Source organism: Actinomadura soli, assembly GCF_005889715.1.
Classification (GTDB): domain Bacteria; phylum Actinomycetota; class Actinomycetes; order Streptosporangiales; family Streptosporangiaceae; genus Spirillospora; species Spirillospora soli.
This window is the reverse complement of record NZ_VCKW01000062.1, coordinates 18,882-35,789: the sequence shown is the minus strand read 5'-3', so window position 1 is coordinate 35,789 and position 16,908 is coordinate 18,882. Positions and strand designations below refer to the sequence as shown.

At 73.0% G+C, this 16,908-nt stretch carries 16 protein-coding genes and 2 pseudogenes; 11 read left to right on the top strand and 7 right to left on the bottom strand.

What is annotated here, in order from left to right:
• On the bottom strand, window positions 1-644 hold a 644-nt coding region (locus tag ETD83_RS14610), incomplete at its 3' end, for a hypothetical protein (protein WP_205717670.1).
• 147 nt (window positions 645-791) lie between these two features.
• Between ETD83_RS14610 and ETD83_RS14605 the strand changes: the two genes are divergently transcribed.
• The gene (locus ETD83_RS14605) at window positions 792-1,874 is read left to right on the top strand and encodes a LacI family DNA-binding transcriptional regulator (protein WP_205717669.1); all 1,083 of its coding nucleotides are present in this window, start codon (window positions 792-794) and stop codon (window positions 1,872-1,874) included.
• Between the two features lie 23 nt (window positions 1,875-1,897).
• On the opposite strand, the gene ETD83_RS14600 is transcribed toward ETD83_RS14605, so the two are convergent.
• Window positions 1,898-3,370 (bottom strand): trypsin-like peptidase domain-containing protein, encoded by a 1,473-nt coding sequence (locus ETD83_RS14600; RefSeq protein WP_138645659.1) that lies wholly within the window; start codon window positions 3,368-3,370, stop codon window positions 1,898-1,900.
• A 165-nt stretch (window positions 3,371-3,535) separates the two neighbouring features.
• On the opposite strand from ETD83_RS14600, the gene ETD83_RS14595 reads away from it, so the two are divergent.
• A complete protein-coding gene (locus tag ETD83_RS14595) occupies window positions 3,536-4,324 on the top strand; it encodes an SAM-dependent methyltransferase (RefSeq protein ID WP_138645658.1) in 789 nt (262 codons plus the stop codon).
• A gap of 15 nt (window positions 4,325-4,339) precedes the next feature.
• Here the strand turns inward: ETD83_RS14595 and ETD83_RS14590 are convergent, their stop codons facing one another.
• Entirely contained in the window at window positions 4,340-5,320 is a 981-nt protein-coding gene (locus ETD83_RS14590) for an ArsR/SmtB family transcription factor (RefSeq protein WP_138645657.1), read from the bottom strand.
• Between the two features lie 59 nt (window positions 5,321-5,379).
• On the opposite strand from ETD83_RS14590, the gene ETD83_RS14585 reads away from it, so the two are divergent.
• Entirely contained in the window at window positions 5,380-6,570 is a 1,191-nt protein-coding gene (locus tag ETD83_RS14585) for an MFS transporter (RefSeq protein WP_138645656.1), read from the top strand.
• 322 nt (window positions 6,571-6,892) lie between these two features.
• Window positions 6,893-7,396 (top strand): lytic polysaccharide monooxygenase auxiliary activity family 9 protein, encoded by a 504-nt coding sequence (locus ETD83_RS14580; protein ID WP_138645655.1) that lies wholly within the window; start codon window positions 6,893-6,895, stop codon window positions 7,394-7,396.
• A gap of 82 nt (window positions 7,397-7,478) precedes the next feature.
• On the opposite strand, the gene ETD83_RS14575 is transcribed toward ETD83_RS14580, so the two are convergent.
• On the bottom strand, window positions 7,479-7,910 hold the full coding sequence (locus tag ETD83_RS14575) for a DUF3052 domain-containing protein (protein ID WP_138645654.1): 432 nt from the start codon (window positions 7,908-7,910) through the stop codon (window positions 7,479-7,481).
• A 78-nt stretch (window positions 7,911-7,988) separates the two neighbouring features.
• Here ETD83_RS14575 and ETD83_RS14570 point away from each other — a divergent pair, with 78 nt between their 5' ends.
• The gene (locus ETD83_RS14570) at window positions 7,989-8,732 is read left to right on the top strand and encodes a dioxygenase (protein ID WP_138645653.1); all 744 of its coding nucleotides are present in this window, start codon (window positions 7,989-7,991) and stop codon (window positions 8,730-8,732) included.
• Window positions 8,733-8,769: 37 nt separating this feature from the next.
• Window positions 8,770-9,015: pseudogene (locus ETD83_RS45955) on the top strand (iron-containing alcohol dehydrogenase); the annotation flags it as partial.
• A gap of 60 nt (window positions 9,016-9,075) precedes the next feature.
• Here the strand turns inward: ETD83_RS45955 and ETD83_RS14560 are convergent.
• Both ETD83_RS14560 and ETD83_RS14555 read right to left on the bottom strand, forming a co-directional pair.
• The gene (locus ETD83_RS14560) at window positions 9,076-10,224 is read right to left on the bottom strand and encodes a sensor histidine kinase (RefSeq protein WP_138645652.1); all 1,149 of its coding nucleotides are present in this window, start codon (window positions 10,222-10,224) and stop codon (window positions 9,076-9,078) included.
• Window positions 10,221-10,883: a response regulator transcription factor gene (locus ETD83_RS14555; protein ID WP_138645651.1), complete on the bottom strand. Its 663-nt coding sequence runs from the start codon at window positions 10,881-10,883 to the stop codon at window positions 10,221-10,223. Before ETD83_RS14555 ends, ETD83_RS14560 begins: the two co-directional genes overlap by 4 nt.
• A 193-nt stretch (window positions 10,884-11,076) precedes the next feature.
• Between ETD83_RS14555 and ETD83_RS14550 the strand changes: the two genes are divergently transcribed.
• From ETD83_RS14550 to ETD83_RS14540, 3 genes are read left to right on the top strand one after another with little or no spacing between them, the layout of a single operon-like run.
• Window positions 11,077-12,015: an ATP-binding cassette domain-containing protein gene (locus ETD83_RS14550; RefSeq protein ID WP_138645650.1), complete on the top strand. Its 939-nt coding sequence runs from the start codon at window positions 11,077-11,079 to the stop codon at window positions 12,013-12,015.
• Window positions 12,012-13,490 carry a DUF1349 domain-containing protein gene (locus ETD83_RS14545; RefSeq protein ID WP_230420909.1) on the top strand — a complete coding sequence of 493 codons (1,479 nt, stop codon included), beginning with the start codon at window positions 12,012-12,014 and terminating at the stop codon, window positions 13,488-13,490. Before ETD83_RS14550 ends, ETD83_RS14545 begins: the two co-directional genes overlap by 4 nt.
• Window positions 13,487-14,260, top strand: coding sequence for an ABC transporter permease (locus ETD83_RS14540; RefSeq protein WP_138645649.1), 774 nt, complete (start codon window positions 13,487-13,489; stop codon window positions 14,258-14,260). Before ETD83_RS14545 ends, ETD83_RS14540 begins: the two co-directional genes overlap by 4 nt.
• 36 nt (window positions 14,261-14,296) lie before the next feature.
• On the opposite strand, the gene ETD83_RS14535 is transcribed toward ETD83_RS14540, so the two are convergent.
• Window positions 14,297-15,469: a 4-hydroxybenzoate 3-monooxygenase gene (locus ETD83_RS14535; protein ID WP_138645648.1), complete on the bottom strand. Its 1,173-nt coding sequence runs from the start codon at window positions 15,467-15,469 to the stop codon at window positions 14,297-14,299.
• A gap of 222 nt (window positions 15,470-15,691) precedes the next feature.
• Between ETD83_RS14535 and ETD83_RS14530 the strand changes: the two genes are divergently transcribed.
• Complete coding sequence (locus ETD83_RS14530; protein ID WP_230420908.1) at window positions 15,692-16,318, top strand: TetR/AcrR family transcriptional regulator; 627 nt, start codon at window positions 15,692-15,694, stop codon at window positions 16,316-16,318.
• A 48-nt stretch (window positions 16,319-16,366) separates the two neighbouring features.
• Window positions 16,367-16,900 (top strand): annotated as a pseudogene (locus ETD83_RS14525) (aconitase family protein); the annotation flags it as partial.
• Window positions 16,901-16,908 lie beyond the last annotated feature (8 nt).

Here is a 16,908-nt window from a genome sequence, read left to right as displayed (position 1 = left end):
ATCCAGGGCAGCCCCCGGCAGATCAGGAACGCGAGCAGCGCGCCGACCCACATGCCGGTGACGTTCCCGATGACCACCGGAAGATCCAGCGGCGTGCAGAAGTGCTCGACGACGAGGATCGACACCGGCGTCGTGAGCACCGCGCCGAGCCCGGCGGCGGTCAGCGCGACCCGCCAGCCCGCCCCGTACACGAGGACGACCGACGGCGCCACGGACACGAACGGCACGAACGTCGGCTGCCAGAGGTCGGGCGCGAGCGTCCAGCCCCACAGCAGGTTGGAAAGCAGCAGGGCGAGCCCGGCCGCCGCCAGCAGCCAGGGCCACAGATCGGTGCCGTAGGCGATGTCGAAGCCCCTGGCCCGCAGCCGGCGCCGCGCGGCGTAGTGCGCGGCGGCGGCGAACAGCAGCAGCCCGATCCCGCCCAGCGAGGTCTTGTAGAACTGCGCCTCGTTGGTGTCGCCCAGGACCCACAGGACCCATTCGCCGAGCCCGCGCCCCGCCGGGCTCGCCGCCGCGGCCGGCGTGCTCGGCAGGCCGTCCTCGACGGCCCGCATGACGAGGTTGAGCAGCACGGCGCCGCCGCAGACGAGCAGCAGCTGGGTCACCAGCCGCGACCGACGCGGCGCGATCACTTCGGTCGCCATGGGTGACCTCCCTGGACGGGGCCGCCGTGGCCGGGCGGCTGCACAAACGTTTGGCTATAACGTTTGCACAATGAGAAACTGCTAGCCTGGACGCTGTCAAGAGCCGGTCCCAGGAAATCGGCCGACGAGTGTGGCCAGGGAAAACGGGTGGTCTTGCACGGGGCGAGTGAGGGGAAGGCCGCCGAACCGGAGCCGGACGGGCCGGTGGCGTCCGGCGGGCGGGCGACGCTGAAGACGATCGCCGAGCTCACCGGGCTGCACGTGTCCACGGTCTCCCGGGTGCTCAACGGCACCACCAGCGGCGCGCGGGCGGCGTCGGCGGCGACCGCCGAGCGGGTGCGGCAGGTCGCCCTGGAGGTCGGCTACGTGCCCGACATCCAGGCGGCCGGGCTGCGGCGGCAGAGCTCCCGGCTCCTCGGCGTCATGATGGCCCGGCTGACCGACCAGGTGCTCGCGTCGATCTACGAGGGCGTCGAGCGCACCGCGACCCAGCACGGCTTCCACACCATGGTCAGCAACTCCTGGGACGACCCCGCCACCCGGCAGGCCCACGTCTCGATGCTGCTGTCCCGCCGCGTCGACGCGATGATCTTCGGCGACGCGCATGTGGACGGCGCGTTCCTCGCCGGCTTCGCCGCGCACGGCGTCCCGTTCGTGCTGGTCAACCGGCGGGCGGGCGACCATCCCTCGGTCACCTGCGACGACCTTGCGGGCGGCCAGCTCGCCGCCGAGCACCTCTACGCGCTCGGGCACCGCCGGGTGGGCGTGGTGGCCGGGCTGCCCTACGCCGCCAACGGCATCGACCGCACGGCCGCCTTCACCCGCTACTTCGCCGAACGCGGCCACCCCGTGCCGGGGGACCAGGTCGTCCACGCGAGCTTCGACGCGGCGGGCGGCGCGCTGGCCGCCGAGAAGCTGCTGGACCGCGCGCCCCACCCGTCGGCGATCTTCGCGGTGAGCGACTTCGCCGCCATCGGCGTGCTCGGCGTGCTCCGGGAGCGCGGCCTGCGCGCCGGGCGGGACGTCGCCGTGGTCGGCTTCAACGACGTGCCCATCGCCGCGCAGCTCACGATCCCGCTGAGCAGCGTCCGCAACCCGATGTACGAGGTCGGCGCGCGGGGCGTCGACCTCCTCGTCCGCATGATGCGCGGGGAGCCTCCCGAGCGCATCACGCTGGCTCCTGAACTGCGGATACGCGAGTCGAGCGCGTCCCCCTACACCGGCGCCTGACCGGCCGCTCCCTTGGCCGCGTGTTAGGCCGGGTCCAGGTCGACCGCCTTCGGCGGCGTGGCGTTGCCCGCGAGGTCGTAGCCGATCGCGCAGTACCGCCACGCCTGGGTCTTGGCGAGGAACGCGGGGAAGCGCCGGTACGGCTGGTATCCGGCCGGGTCGGCGCAGTCGACCGCGTCCCGGGCGCCGTACTTGATGTCGTAGTGCACGATCTCGAAGATCTGGAAGATCGGCTCCACCGCCCACTGGGTGTCCAGGTCGCGCGCGCTCACCACCGGCGCGACCGCCGGCGGGGTGTCATCGACCTGGACGGTCGTGAACGAGGCGAACCGGGCGGGCACCCACTCGGAGCCCTTGCCGCTCACCACGCATAGGACGTAGAAGTCCTCTCGTGGCGGCAGCGGGTCGTCGATGACCGGCCGGTCCTGGATGGCGAACGGGCGGCCGTAGCCCGCGGGGTCGCGGCAGTCGGTCCGGCCGAGCGGGCCGGTCTTGATCCGCGCGTGCGTCCGGCCCTCGGCCTCGAGCGCCGCGTCCCACCGGGCCTTCTCCGACCGGACGGCGACCCTGGTGTCCGACGGCGCGGCGCCCAGCCCCGGGTCCAGCCGGCAGGTCGGCGCGCCGAGGTCGTCGAGCGGGCAGCCGGACAGCGGGGCCACGCCGATCGCGTACGAGGTGCCCGGACGGATCACCACGCCGCCGGGACCGATCTCGCAGGGCCGCCCCAGCTTGCACACCCCCGACACGGTGCTCTCGACGGTCGTGTTGAGCACCGCCACCACCCGGCGCCCGTCCCGCTGGACGACCAGCCCGCCGGACGAGCCGCCCGCGATGCCCGCGCAGTCGTTGGGGGAGGCCCCATGCCAGATCCAGGGCGACTCCGCCACGTCGGTGCGCGCTGCGCTGCGGCACCGCGAGCGGCGGAGATACTCTTGGTCACTCGGCACGCCGTCCACGGGCGCGTGGACCACTTCGATGGACGCGCCCTCCGGTGGCGGGGCCGCCGAGACCTCCAGAGGACGGACGTCGATGGCGGCCAGGTCGCCGTAGCTCGCGGCCAGTTCGACAACGGCCAGATCGACGCCCTTCATGGTGGCGTACCGGATCGAGGCCACCGGGAACGGCCGGTGCCGGTCGACGGTGTCGACGAAGTACGCGGGGGTGAACGTCCAGCCGGCGGGCGCGTCCAGGCCGGCGCGGACCTCGTTGGCCGAGAACCGCCCGACGCAGTGCCCGGCCGTGAGGACCAGCGCGCGGGCCCGCGGATCCAGGGCGCCCGGCGCCGTCCCGGGGCCGGGCGGTGAGATCACCGTCGCCGTGCACTGGCTCGACGCCTTCAGCCGCCCGACCGGCCTGAAGCGCTCGCCCCCCGGGTCGGTGGACCGTAACAGCGGGGCCTCGTTCTTCGCGGGCGCCGCGACCGCCGGGCCGCCGCCCGGTACCACGCCGATCGCGATGGCGACGATCACCGCGATCCGGAAGAGTCGTCCACGCATGCCGTCATCCCTTCACGCGACCGGCGCGGCGGGCCGGATCCCGCGCGCTTGATCAAGTTCGCCGACAGACTAGACCTTCGGCGCCGATTGGGTACGTGTCTGTCGAGGGGCCTCGTTCCTCCAAGGGGACGACACCCGAGGACGACCGACCGGGGACGATCAATCATGGAGCCGAAGGACAAGATCGACACCACGGTGCCGCATTCGGCGCGCGTCTGGAACTTCCTGCTGGGCGGCACCGACAACTTCCCGGTGGACCGGCGGGCCGGCGAGCAGGTCATCGCGGGCTTCCGGGGAATGGTCGACATGGCCCAGCGGTCCCGGCAGATGCTGCGCAGGGTGGTGCGGTACCTGGCGGGCGAGATGGGCATCGAGCAGTTCCTCGACATCGGCACCGGCCTGCCCACCGTGGACAACACCCACGAGGTGGCCCAGCGGCTGGTCCCGCGGGCCCGGATCGTCTACGTCGACAACGACCCGCTCGTCCTGACGCACGCCAAGACGCTGCTGACCAGCACCCCCGAGGGCGTCACCGACTACATCGAGGCGGACGTGCGCGACCCCGACGCCGTCCTGGCCGAGGCCGCCCGCACCCTCGACCTCGACAAGCCGGTCGGGCTCATGCTGATGGGCATCCTGGGCCTGGTCGGCGATTTCGACGAGGCGCGGTCGATCGTGGCCCGGCTCATGGCGGCGCTGCCGTCCGGGAGCTACCTCGCCCTCTACGACGGCACCGACCGCGACCCGGCCTACACGCGGGCGATCAGCGCCTACAACGCCGGCAGCGGCGGCGTGGCGTACCACCCCCGCCGCCAGGAGCTGATCGCCCGCTACTTCGACGGGCTGGATCTGGTCGACCCCGGCGTCGTCCCGGTGACGGAATGGCGGCCCGACCCCGGGTATGAGGACGTCCCCGAGGTGTCGTGCTCCGGCGGCGTCGCTCGCAAGCCCTGACCGCGCACCGCGGCGTCATCCCGTTTGCGCCGCCACGAGGGTGTCGCCGGTGTCCGTCCGGTAGTAGAGGACGGATCGTCCCGCCCGCCGCCGGTCGATCAGGCGGGCGCCGAGCAGCACCTTGAGGTGGCGGCCGACGGAGCCGAGCCCCTGACCGGTCAGCGCCACCAGCTGCGTGGTGCTGAGCGGCGTCGCGAGCAGGACGAGGATGTTCGCCCGCGCGGCGCCGAGCAGCCGTTCGAGCGCTTCGGGCACGGCGGCGGCGTCCACGCCGGCCAGCGGGCCCGCGCAGGGGTAGACGATCACGTACCGGTCGAGGCCCGGCTCCTCCCACGCCACCCAGCCCGCACGCGGTGTGACCGGGACGAAGAGCAGCCGCGCGCCGGAGATGTCCCGCGGCGGGAAGTCGTGGACGTTGATCTGCAGGCGGCCGTCCCCGAGCCAGCGCATCCCGGGGCACATGTCGTCCAGCGCGGCGGCCCACCCGCCCCCGCCGAGCTGCCCGGCCCGCGCGACCGCGTCGGCCTCGATGACGCGGCGGCGGCGCTCCCAGTCCGGCTCGACGGTGTGCGTCCACACCCACTCCAGCAGGTCGGCGAGCCGTCCGGCCACGTCGGGACGGCGCAGCTCGGCGGGCAGCGGGCGGCCCAGCGAGACCTCCAGATCGGCGTGCGTCCGCTCGGGCGGCGTCCGCCGGACGGTCGCGAGCTCCTCGTGGAACGTCGGCGCGCCCACGCCCGGGTGCGGCGGCGTGAGGAAGTCGGCGGTCCACTTGGTCGTGACGCCGAGGGCGGCATCGAGCAGCGCGGCGGTGACGGGCTCCCGCTGGAGCAGCCGCCGGTACGCGGCCAGATGGGCGTCGAGCCAGGCCCGCTCACCCGGGTGCGCGGCGGCGCCCGCGTCCAGGAGACGCAGGCACGCGGAGGTCTCGGCCAGCGCCGAGACCACGAACCGGCCGCCCGCGAGCGTGTCCGCGTTGACCAGCCACCACCCCATGTTTCGCCTCCCCGCGAAACATTACCGGCGCCGGCCCGGCGTTCCGGAGCCTTGGGATCATGCGCACGTATGGGGATCTCTTCCGCACCCCCGAGTACACGCCGCTCTTCGCCTCGTTCACGATCCAGATGTCCGCCCAGACGGTCGGCGCCCTGGCGCTCGGCACGCTGGTCTACGACTCGACCGGGTCGCCGCTGCTGTCGGCGCTGAGCATGTTCGGCGGCTCGTTCGCCCAGCTGGCCGGCGCGCTGACCCTCCTGTCGGCCGCCGACCGCCTCCCGCCGAGGACGGCGCTGGCCTGCATGGCCCTGATCTTCTGCGCGGGCACGGCCGCCCTCGCGATTCCCGGCCTGCCGCTGGCCGCGCTGTTCGCCATCGTGCTGGGGCTGGGCCTGGTCGCCTCGGTCGGCAGCGGCGTCCGCTACGGCCTGCTGAGCGAGATCCTTCCCGAGGACGGCTACCTGCTCGGGCGCTCGGTCCTGAACATGACCGTGGGGACGATGCAGATCTGCGGTTTCGCGGTCGGCGGCGTCCTGGTCGTCGCGCTCTCGGCCCGGGGGACCCTGCTCACCGGCGCCGTGCTCTACCTCCTCACCGCCGTGACGGCGCTCGCCGGGCTGAGCCGCCGCCCGCCCCGGGCCACGGGGCGACCGAGCCTCGCCCAGACCTGGCGCACCAACGCGCACCTGCTCTCCTCGGCGCCGCGCCGCAACACCTACCTGGCGATGTGGGTGCCGAACGGCCTGATCGTCGGCTGCGAGGCCCTCTTCGTCTCCTACTCGCCGCGGCACGCGGGACTCCTGCTCGCCGTGGCGGCCGTCGGCATGCTGATCGGCGACACGGTGACGGGCCGCTTCGTCCCGCACCACCTGCGGGAACGCCTGGGACCTTCCCTGCGACTGCTGCTGGCCGTCCCGTACCTGCTGTTCGCCGCCGACCCGCCGTTCCTCCTCGGAGCGGCGGCCATCCTCCTCGCCTCCATCGGCTATGCCGCGACGCTGCTCCTGCAGGAACGCCTCATGACCTTGACGCCGATCTCCATGCACGGTCACGCGCTGGGGCTCCAGGCGTCCGGCATGATCACCATGCAGGGGGTCGGAGCGGCCCTGGCGGGCGGCGCGGCGCAGGTGACCTCGCCCGGGACCGCGATGGCGATCATGGCCGCGGCCTCGGTGACCGTCACCCTCGCGCTGGCCCCCGGACTGCGGCCCCTGCCCGGCGGGCCGGAACTCCGCGAATCGCCCCGCTAGGCAGAAGTTGCCGAGCGATCGCCCGAAAGCCGGGAGAGTCTGACGATTATTTCACCGGCCGCGAAGTGGTTCGGTCGCTGGCCTGCGGGGGCATGTCCCGTGCCAATCCGCGCTCACCAGCGAAGCCTTGCTCCTTATCGGACGTACGGTTAACGTTCAACTATCCAATAGGAAATTTCCTATTGATGGAGTCGTCATGCCTCGCTCCCCTCCATCGCCCGCCGCCCAAAGGCCCCGCCGATAAAGAGCCCGTGAAGGCGAATACGGATGGTGGCCGCAACAGAAGTCTGATCACCCACCCCAAAAAGCAAGGACCCCCCGCATGAAAACATCAAGGCGCAAGCTTGCCGCTATGGCGGCAGGTGCGGCAATCGCTCCCCTCGTCACCGTGGTACTGCCCGCCACCTCGGCCTACGCCCATGGCTACGTCTCGTCACCGCTGAGCCGGCAGGCCCAGTGCGCGCAAAGAATCGTCCAGTGCGGACAGATCCAGTGGGAGCCGCAGAGCGTCGAAGGGCCGAAAGGCCTGCAAAGCTGCAGCGGCGGAAACGGCCGGTTCTCCGATCTCGACGACGACAGCAAGCCGTGGCGCGCCACCTCGGTCGGCAAGTCGGTGACCTTCTCCTGGACGTTCACCGCCCGCCACGCCACCAGGGACTACGAGTACTTCCTCGGCGGCAGGAGCCTCGGGAAGTTCAGCGCGCAAAGCTCGTCCCACACCGTCAATCTCGGCGCGGTGAGCGGCCGGCAGAAGGTGCTGGCGGTCTGGAACATCGCCGACACCGGAAACGCCTTCTACGCCTGTGTCGATCTGCAGGTGCAGTAGCTCCCGTACCGCGTCCTGACCTCCTCGGCACGGTGCTGCTCGCGCCGGACACTCCGCCGGCCGTCCGGCCGGACGTCACCGGTCACCCCGCGAACGGCACCGAGCCGGGGCTGCGGTTCTCCTTGCGGCGCACGAACTTGAGCCCTGACCAGTCGTCGCCCAGCGCGGCGACCTTCACGTCGACCACGCCCAACGGCAGGAACAGCTCGCGCAACGCGTTCTCGGTGATGTCGCTGTCGTGCCCGGCTGCCCGCCGGGGCCAGGCGATCCAGAGCGCGGCGTGGTCCGCCAGGTCCCGGACGAGCCGGGGCCCTTCGGACGCCAGGTCATCGAAGGCCCGGTAGAAGGCCACGGTGACATCGGCGTCCGCCGTCCCGCCGCCGGTGATGGCGCAGTTCTCGGGGGGATCGGGGATGGTCCACCCGTCCGGGTGATGGGTGAGGTGCACCCGGTGGCCGGGCTTGATGCCGAGCTTCCTGCCGAGCGGGGTGCCCGAGTATCCAGAGGAGGTCACGGCGTCACCGTAACCCCTGCCCGCGCTCTCCGGCCGGTACGGTGGCCGTCGGCGGTTCGGCACTGCGGGAGGGGCGAGATGCCGCACGACGCACCAGGCTCCGGCGGCGGCGCGGCGGTTCCGCCGCCGTCCGAGCTGTTCAGCGAGGAGCGGTCGGCGGACGTGGTCGCCGCCGGTTTCGCCGCGACGCCCGACCCGCGGCTGCGGCTGGTCCTCACCTCCCTCGTGCGGCATCTGCACGGCTTCGTCAAGGACGTCGAGCTGACCGAGCGCGAGTGGGCGGCGGCGATCGAGTTCCTCACCGCGACCGGGAAGGCGTGCACGGGCACCCGGCAGGAGTTCATCCTGCTCTCCGACGTCCTCGGTGCCTCGATGCTGGTCGAGACGATCAACAACCGGGCCGGCGGCGGGCTGACCGAGTCCACGGTCGAGGGACCGTTCCACCTGGTCGCGTCCCCACCCCGCGAGCTGGGCGCCGACATCGCCGAGGACGGCAAGGGCACCCCGTGCCTGGTCACCGGGAGCGTGGCGGGCCCGGTCGGGCGGCTGCTGAAGGCGGCGGCACGGCACCCGAACCGGCCCGCGCACATCCACTTCGAGGTGTCCGCCCCCGGCTACCGCACCGTGACCACCCACCTGTTCGTCGCGGGCACGCCGTTCATCGACTCCGACGCCGTGTTCGGGGTCAAGCCCAGCCTGGTGCGCGAGTTCCCCGAGGTCGACGACCCGGAGCGCGCGGCGGCCGCCGGGCTGCCCAACCCGTTCCGCACGGTGACCTTCGACGTCGTTCTGCGCCCCGATACCGCTGGCGGGGAAGTGTGACCACGGTTCGGGCCTTCTCCTACGACGCGCGCTTCCCATGCGGGTGCGCTTCGGTTCCGGTGCCGTCGCGTCCGTCCCCGAGGAGGTCGCCCGGCTGGGAGCGCGCCGCGCCCTCGTGCTCTGCTCACCCGGACGGCGCGATACCGCGGAGACCATCGCGGACGCGTTGGGCGAGCGATCCGCCGGGGTGTTCGGTGAAGCGCGCAGGCACGTGCCGATCGAGATCGCGCTGCGTGCCCGCGCGCGTGCTGCCCAGCTCGGTGCCGACTGCTGCGTGGCCGTCGGCGGGGGATCGGCCATCGGCCTGGCGAAGGCCGTCGCGCTGGAGCACGGCGTGCCCGTGTCACGCGCCTGCTCCGGGCCGCCTGGAGTGGTGAGCCCCCGCCGTGACGCCGGGAGCGTGCGCGAACCGGACGGTGATGGACAGGCCGCCCTCGGGACGCGCCGTGGCCGTGAGGGCGGCGTGGTGCGCTTGGGCGACGGCGTTGACGATGGCGAGCCCGATGCCGTAACCGTCGCGAAGGCCGCCACGGGCGGGCGCCAGTCTCTGGAAGGGCTGGAAGAGGCGCTGGACCTGGTCGCCGGGGATCACCGGCCCGGTGTTCTCGACCGTCAGGACGGCCTCCGCGCCGCTGGTCCGCGTGCTGATCCGCAGGTGCCCGGCGGCGTGGTTGTGGCGGACGGCGTTGTCGATGAGGTTCGCGACGAGGCTTTCGACCAGTCCCGGGTCCCCGGCCGTCAGCGCGGGTGCGAGGTGTCCGGTGAGGTCGATGCCCTTCTCCGCCGCGTCGTCGCGGCGGGAGGCGAGCACTCCCTCGACGACCCGGGCGAGGTCGACGGTGTCCCACCACGTGACGCCGCGCTCGCTGGTGGCCAGGGCGAGGAGCGCCTGGACGAGCCGCTCCTGGTTCCCGCCGAGCGCGAGGGCTTCCTGGCAGGCGGCGCGCAGCGCGTCGGCGTCGGCGTCGGGGTCGGCGAGGGCGACTTCCAGGAGGGTGCGCAGGCCGGAGAGAGGGGTGCGCAGCTCGTGGGACGCGTTGGCGACGAAGTGGCGCTGGGCGTCGAAAGAGGCTTGGAGGCGGGCGAACAGGTCGTCGAGGGTGTGGCCGAGCTCGGTCAGCTCGTCCACGGGTTCACCGAGGTCGAGGCGGCGGTGGAGGTCTCCGGCGGAGATGCTCCGGGCGGTGGCGGTGATGGCGCGCAGCGGGCGCAGGAACCGCCCGGCGACGAACCAGCCGAGGGCGAGGGCGACGGGAACCAGGATGACCAGGGCGACCGCGGAACCCGTGAGGAGCTGGGCCAGGCCGATCCCGGGCCCGTCGCCGGTGGTCGGGCCCGATGGGGGCTCGCCCTTCGGCGTCCCCGCGTCGACGCTGGCGAGCGGGACGGCGACGACGACCAGCACGAAGACCCCGGCGGCGTAGATCCCGGCCGCGTAGGCGAGAGCGAGCCGCGTCTGCAAGGACCGTGGGGCGGGCGGCGGGGACGTCATGGCGATCCGAGGCGGTAGCCGCCTTCGCGGACGGTCTCGATCACGGGCGGGTCGCCGAGCTTGGCCCGCAACCGGTGCACGGTGTGCTTGACGGCGCTGGTGAACGGGTCGGCGGCCTCGTCCCAGGCGCGTTCGAGCAGCTCCTCCGCGGAGATGACCAGGCCGGGCACGGCGAGGAGGCATTCGAGCACGGCGAACTCCCTGGGGCTCAGCTCAAGGCGCCGTCCGGCCCGGAACGCGACGCGGCGGGCCGGGTCGAGGGTGATGTCCCCGCAGGCCAGGGTGGGCGGCAGCGGCGGGGCGGCGCGCCGGGCCAGGGCGCGGACGCGGGCGACCAGCTCGGCGAACGCGAACGGCTTGGGCAGGTAGTCGTCGGCGCCGAGGCCGAGCCCGTCGACGCGGTCCTGGATCGTCCCGGACGCGGTGAGCATCAGGACGCGGGTCTCGCGGCGCTCATGGGCGAGCCGCCGGCAGATCTCGTCCCCGTGGACGCCGGGCAGGTCGCGGTCGAGGATCACCACGTCGTAGCGGGTGACAGAGAGCCGGTCCAGGGCGTCGGTCCCGTCCAGGACGACGTCGACGGCCATGCCCTCGCGGCGCAGCCCCGTTCCGATGGAGCGGGCCAGGACCTCGAAGTCCTCGACGACGAGGACCCTCACGGCCGCTCACCCCCGCCCGTCACGCGGACGCGTCCGGCTGGACGGCGGAACCGGCCGCCTGGTCGAGGTGCCATGCCGTCAACGATGCCAGGCCCGAGGTCGCAGCCGGGTCGCGGCCGCCGCGACGCCGAGGGAACCGGATGCCGCGTACAACCTTCGGCATGAGCCGATTTCCAACCGTGAGGTCACCGCGATGAGCGCCGCCGGGATCGTCGTCGCCGGGCTGCGCAAGCGGTACGGGGCCGTCCTGGCGCTCGACGGCATGTCGTTCTCCGTCCGCCCGGGTGTGGTGACCGGTTTCGTGGGGCCGAACGGGGCGGGGAAGTCCACCACGATGCGGGTGATCCTGGGCCTGGACGCCGTCGACGAGGGCACGGCGCTCATCAACGGGAAGCCGTACCGCGGCCTCCGCCGTCCGCTGAACCACGTCGGTTCCCTGCTGGACGCCGCGGCGCTGCACCCCGGCCGCACCGGACGCGCCCACCTGCTGTGGCTGGCGCGTTCGCAAGGACTGGCGGCGCGGCGGGTGGATCACGTCATCGAGCTGGTCGGCCTCGCCTCGGTGGCCCGGCGCAGGGCGGGCGGCTACTCGCTCGGGATGCGCCAGCGGCTCGGGATCGCCGCGGCGCTCCTGGGCGATCCGTCGGTCGTCATGCTCGACGAGCCGTTCAACGGCATGGACCCGGACGGCATCGTCTGGATGCGCGGATTCCTGCGGTCGCTGGCCGCCCAGGGCCGTGCCGTGCTGGTCTCCAGCCATCTGATGAGCGAGATGCAGGACACGGCCGGCCATCTCGTCGTGGCCGGACGCGGCAGGGCCATCGCCGACGCCGCCGTCGCCGACCTGATCGCGGCCGCGTCCGGGGACAGGGTGGCGGTGCGGACCCCTGCTGTGCCGCATGCGAGAAGTGTGCTCACGTACGCGGGCGCGACCGTGGCGTCCACCCGCGAAAACGACGGCATCACCGTCTCCGGCCTGCCCGCGGACCGCATCGTGACGCTGCTCGGCCGGAGCGGGGTGCCGTTCTCCGAGGTGTCGGCACACCGCGCCACCCTGGAGGACGCCTATCTGGAGCTCACCCGCGAGGCGGTCGAGTTCCGCGCCGTGACGCCCACGGAGGTGTCACGGTGAGCCTTCAGGCGCTGCACGCGGAGTGGACCAAGTTCCGGACGGTCCCGGGCTGGGTGACCGGCATGGTGGCGGCGGCACTGCTGGTGGTGCTGTTCGCGCTGCTCGCCGGCGTCAGCAGTGACCAGAAGGGCGCACCGCCGGTCCCGGCCGGACCCGGCGGCGAACCGGTCACCGACAGCTTCTACTTCGTGCACCGGCCGCTGTCCGGGAACGGCGCCATCACCGTCTCGGTCTCCGCGCTCACGAGCAGCATCCCCACCGGTCCCGCGGACCTGCGGCCCGGCCTCGTGCCGTGGGCGAAGGCCGGGCTCATCATCAAGGACGGCACCCGCCAGGGATCGCCGTACGCGGCGATCATGGTCACCGGCGGCCACGGCGTGCGGATGCAGGACGGCTACGTCAACGACACCTCCGGCCCGTCCGGGCCCGTCTCGGTCGGGTCTCCCCGCTGGCTCCGGCTGGAGCGCTCGGGCGACACGATCACCGGCTACGCTTCCGCCGACGGCGCGCATTGGACCAAGGTCGGCGCCGCGCGAGTGAGAGGGCTCGGACCGACCGCGCAGGCCGGGCTGTTCGTCGCGTCCCCGCCGTCCGTGCACGGAATGAGCACCCGCGGCAGCGTGTCCACGGCGGTCTTCGCGGATCTCCGCGGCGAGGGGCGCTGGGCCGGTGACGGCTGGACGGGCGGCCAGGTAGGCCCCGAATCTCCCACCTTCGCCGGCTACCCGCAGAACACCTCGGGTTCGTTCACGGGATCGGACGGCCGCCTCACCGTGACCGGCGCGGGCGACATCGCGCCCGCCGTCCGGGAGACCCTGCCGACCGGCGGCACCGTCGGAGAAATCCTCACCGGCACGTTCGCCGCGCTGATCGCGGTGATCGTCGTCGGGGCGCTGTTCGTCACCACGGAGTACAGGACGAACCTGATCCACGTCACCCTCGCCGCCGGACCGGGACGGATCCGCATACTGATGGCCAAGGCGATCGTGCTGGGAGCCGTCACCTTCGGCACCGGCCTGGCGGGGGCGGTCGCCGCGATCCCGCTCGGCGAGGGGCTCGCCCGGGCCAACGGCGTCTACATCTTCCCGGTGGCGTCTTCGACGGAACTGCGTGTGGTCGTCGGGGTAGCGGCGCTGCTCGCGGCGGCCTCGGTCCTGGCCCTCTCCATCGGCACCATCGTCCGGCACGGAGCGGGCGCGGTCACCGCCGTCATCGTGGCCGTGGTCCTGCCCTACATCCTGATGGCCATCCCGTTCATGCCGGTGAGGGTGTCGACCTGGCTGGCGCGGGTGACACCGGCGGCGGCGTTCGCCGTCCAGCAGACGCTGGTGGAGCATCACCAGGTCGCGAGCATCTACAAGCCGTCCAACGGCTACTACCCGCTGGGGCCGTGGGCCGGGCTCGCCGTCCTGGCCGGGTACGCGGCGGTGAGCCTGGCGGTGGCGGCCGTCCTTCTCCACAGGAGGGACGCGTGACAGCGGCCCTGCACGCGGAATGGACGAAGCTGCGAACCGTCGCCGGGCCTCTGTGGCTGCTGCTCGGCGCCATCGCGGCGACGGTGGCCCTGAGCGCCGCGACGGCGTCGGTGGTGACGTGCGGGTCCGCGGGCTGCGGCGGCGACACGGCCAGGCTCAGCCTCATCGGCGTCCAGCTCGGCCAGGCGCCGGTCGCCGTCCTGGCCGTCCTGGTCATCGGCGGCGAGTACGGCACGGGCATGATCCGCACCACCCTGACGGCGACGCCGCGCCGGGTCACCGCTCTCACGGCCAAGGCCGTCACGCTCACCGGCGTGGTGGTCGCGGCCGGGACCGTCGCGGTCCTCGGGTCGCTGCTGGCCGGACGCCTCATCCTGCCCGCCCGCGGCTTCACGGACGCCCACGGCCACCCGGCCCTGTCCCTCGCCGACGGGCCGACGCTGCGCGCGGCCGCCGGATCGATCCTCTACCTGGCCCTCATCGCCCTGCTCAGCCTCGGCGTCGCCACCATCCTGCGGGACTCCGCGACAGGGATCGGGGTCGTCCTCGGACTGCTCTACCTCTTCCCCGTCCTCGCCCAGGTGATCGGTGATCCGCACTGGCAGCGGCTGGTCCAGCGGGCCGGGCCCGGCGCGGGGCTCGCCGTCCAGGCCACCACCGGCGTCCGCGGCCTGCCCATCGGCCCCTGGGCAGGTCTCGGCGTGACCGCCGGATGGGCCGCCGCGGCGCTCGTGGCCGCCGCCCTGTTCCTGCACAACCGCGACGCTTAGGCAATGCGGCCCGGGCACGGGCAAGGGGCGTCGAGGTCAGCCGCCCGCCAGGAGGTCAGCGACCGCGCGGGCAGCGGGTTCGGACGTGAACAGCCGGTCCAGGCGCGCCCTGGCCAGCTGGCGGCGGAACGACCCGGCGAGTGCGGCGTCCCCGGACTCGTGCATCATTTCGGTCAGCCAGCGGGAGAACTCCTGCTGGTTCCACACCTTCCTGAGGCAGGTGGCGGAGTACGCGGCGAGCGGCTCCTCGTCGCCGTCGTGTAAGGCCGCGCGCAGCGCGCGGGCGAGCACATCGGCGTCGGCGATCGCGAGGTTCATGCCCTTGCCGCCCATGGGGGTGATGATGTGCGCGGCGTCCCCGACGAGGAAGAGCCTCCCGTACCGCATCGGGTCGGCGACGAAGCTGCGCATCTCCACGACGCCCTTCTCGGTGATCGGACCGGCGGGCAGGGCGTCGTCGCCGAGGCGCAGCCGTGCCTGTTTCCAGATCCGCTCGTCGTTCCAGTCGTCCGGGACGTCGTCCGGCGCGCATTCGAGGTAGAGGCGGCAGGCCGCGGGCCCGCGCGGGAACTGCGCGGCGAAGCCGTGGGAACTGATCGCGAAGAGCGGGAGGCGCGGCGGCGGGGCGTCGGCGAGGACGGTGAACCAGCCGATGCCGTGATCGTAGGAGTAGGTCGTCATGGCCTGCGCGGGCACGCTGGCCCGGGTGACGCCGTGGTGGCCGTCGCATCCCGCGATGTAGTCACAGGCGATCTCGTGCAGGGTGCCGGCCGGGTCGCGGTAGGTCACTGTGGGTCCGGCGCCGTCGATACCGTGCGGGGTCACCTCGCCCGCGTCGAATCGCAGGTCGCCGCCGCCGTCCTGGAAGGCGGCCATGAGGCGCGCGACGATGACCTGCTGCGGGACGGCCCGGCCCGTCCTGCCGCCCGACAGCGCGCGCAAGTCCAGGACGTGCGGTTCCCCGTCGACGCGGATCTCGATCGCGCGGTCCTCGGGCGTGCCGGCCAGCACGGCGTCCGCGAGCCCCCACTCCTCGAAGACCCGCGTGCTGGCGTGGTCGAGCACGCCCGCCCGCTGCCGCCGCTCCACATAGGACCGGCTCTGCCGCTCCAGCACCACGCAGCCGACGCCGGCCGACCGGAGCAGGTTGGCCAGGGTCAGTCCCGCCGGACCGGCTCCGATGACGACGACGTGCGTGCTCTCGCGCATGGTCGAGATGTACCCCACCGGGCCTGACCGGCACAGGCACCGGGCCCGACCGGCATGGGACTCGCCGCGGCCACATGAGGCCGCCGTTCCCCGGCGGCCGGGGTCAGCGGTGACCAGATGATGCTAACATCAGGTTCATATCTCGGATGACCGGCGCCCGGCGGGCCGTCCGGCCCAGCGCGGCGTGTTCCAGCGGGAGAAAACCCGATGTTAGGTTCAGGTGTGGAGAAGGATCAGACCCCCCGTCCGACGCAGCGCGGGCGCAGGACGCTCGCCGCGATCGAGGCGGCCGCCCGCCGGATCATCGCCCGCAAGGGCTTCCTCGCGATGACGGTCGCCGACATAGCGCAGGAGGCCGGACGCTCGCCCGCCTCCTTCTACAACTACTACGACTCCAAGGAAGACCTGCTCGCCCACTGGGCGGACGACTTCCGCAAGGAGGCCAAGGCGCGGGCGGTGGTCGCCTACAAGCACGGTGTCCCGCACCGCGAGCGCGTCATGGAGTCGGCGCGCGCACACTGGGAGACCTACCGCGAACGGCTCGCCGAGATGGTGGGCGTCTTCCAGCTCGCCATGATCAACGAGGAGTTCGCGGGGCACTGGCGGGAGCTGTGCGACGACGCCGTGCAGGGCATCGCCGAAGGCGTCCGGCGCGCCCAGCGGGAGGGGTACTGCCCCGGCGCCGATCCGCAGCTCACGGCGAGGGCCATCGTCGCGATGCTCAACCAGTTCTGCTACGACCTCCTCGCCGGGGCGGGCGAGGACGCCGAGATCGACGACGAGGACGCCGTCCGCACGCTCGGCGAGATGTGGTACCGGGCGATCTACTGGCGCGCCGACCAGGACTGACCGCCCGCCCGGGCCGCCGCCGCACAACCTTGTCCAAGGAGTGGAACCGTGACCCCCACCACGCTCGCCGGCAAGGTCTGGGACCGCCACGTCGTCGAGCGCGGCGACGCCGACCTCCTCTACGTCGACCTGCACCTGCTGCACGAGCTCACCTCGCCGCAGGCGTTCGAGGGGCTGTCCCTGCTGGACGGCCTGAGCGCCCGGCAGCTGCGGATCCAGCGGGACAACTGCCGCGGCGCCGGCATCGAGCTCCATCCGCTCGGCTCGCCCGGGCAGGGCATCGTGCACGTCATCGGCCCCGAGCTCGGCCTGACCCAGCCGGGCATGACGATCGTCTGCGGCGACAGCCACACCGCCACGCTCGGCGCGTTCGGCGCGATCGCGTTCGGCATCGGGACCAGCCAGGTCGAGCACGTCCTGGCCACCCAGACGCTGTGGATGCCCCGGCCGCGCACCATGGCCGTGACCGTGCGCGGGACGCCGCGTCCCGGCACGACCGCCAAGGACCTGACGCTCGCGATCATCGCCCGGATCGGCACCGCCGGAGGCGCCGGCGCGTCGCGATCAGTGCGGTCTTCGGCGTCCGGCCC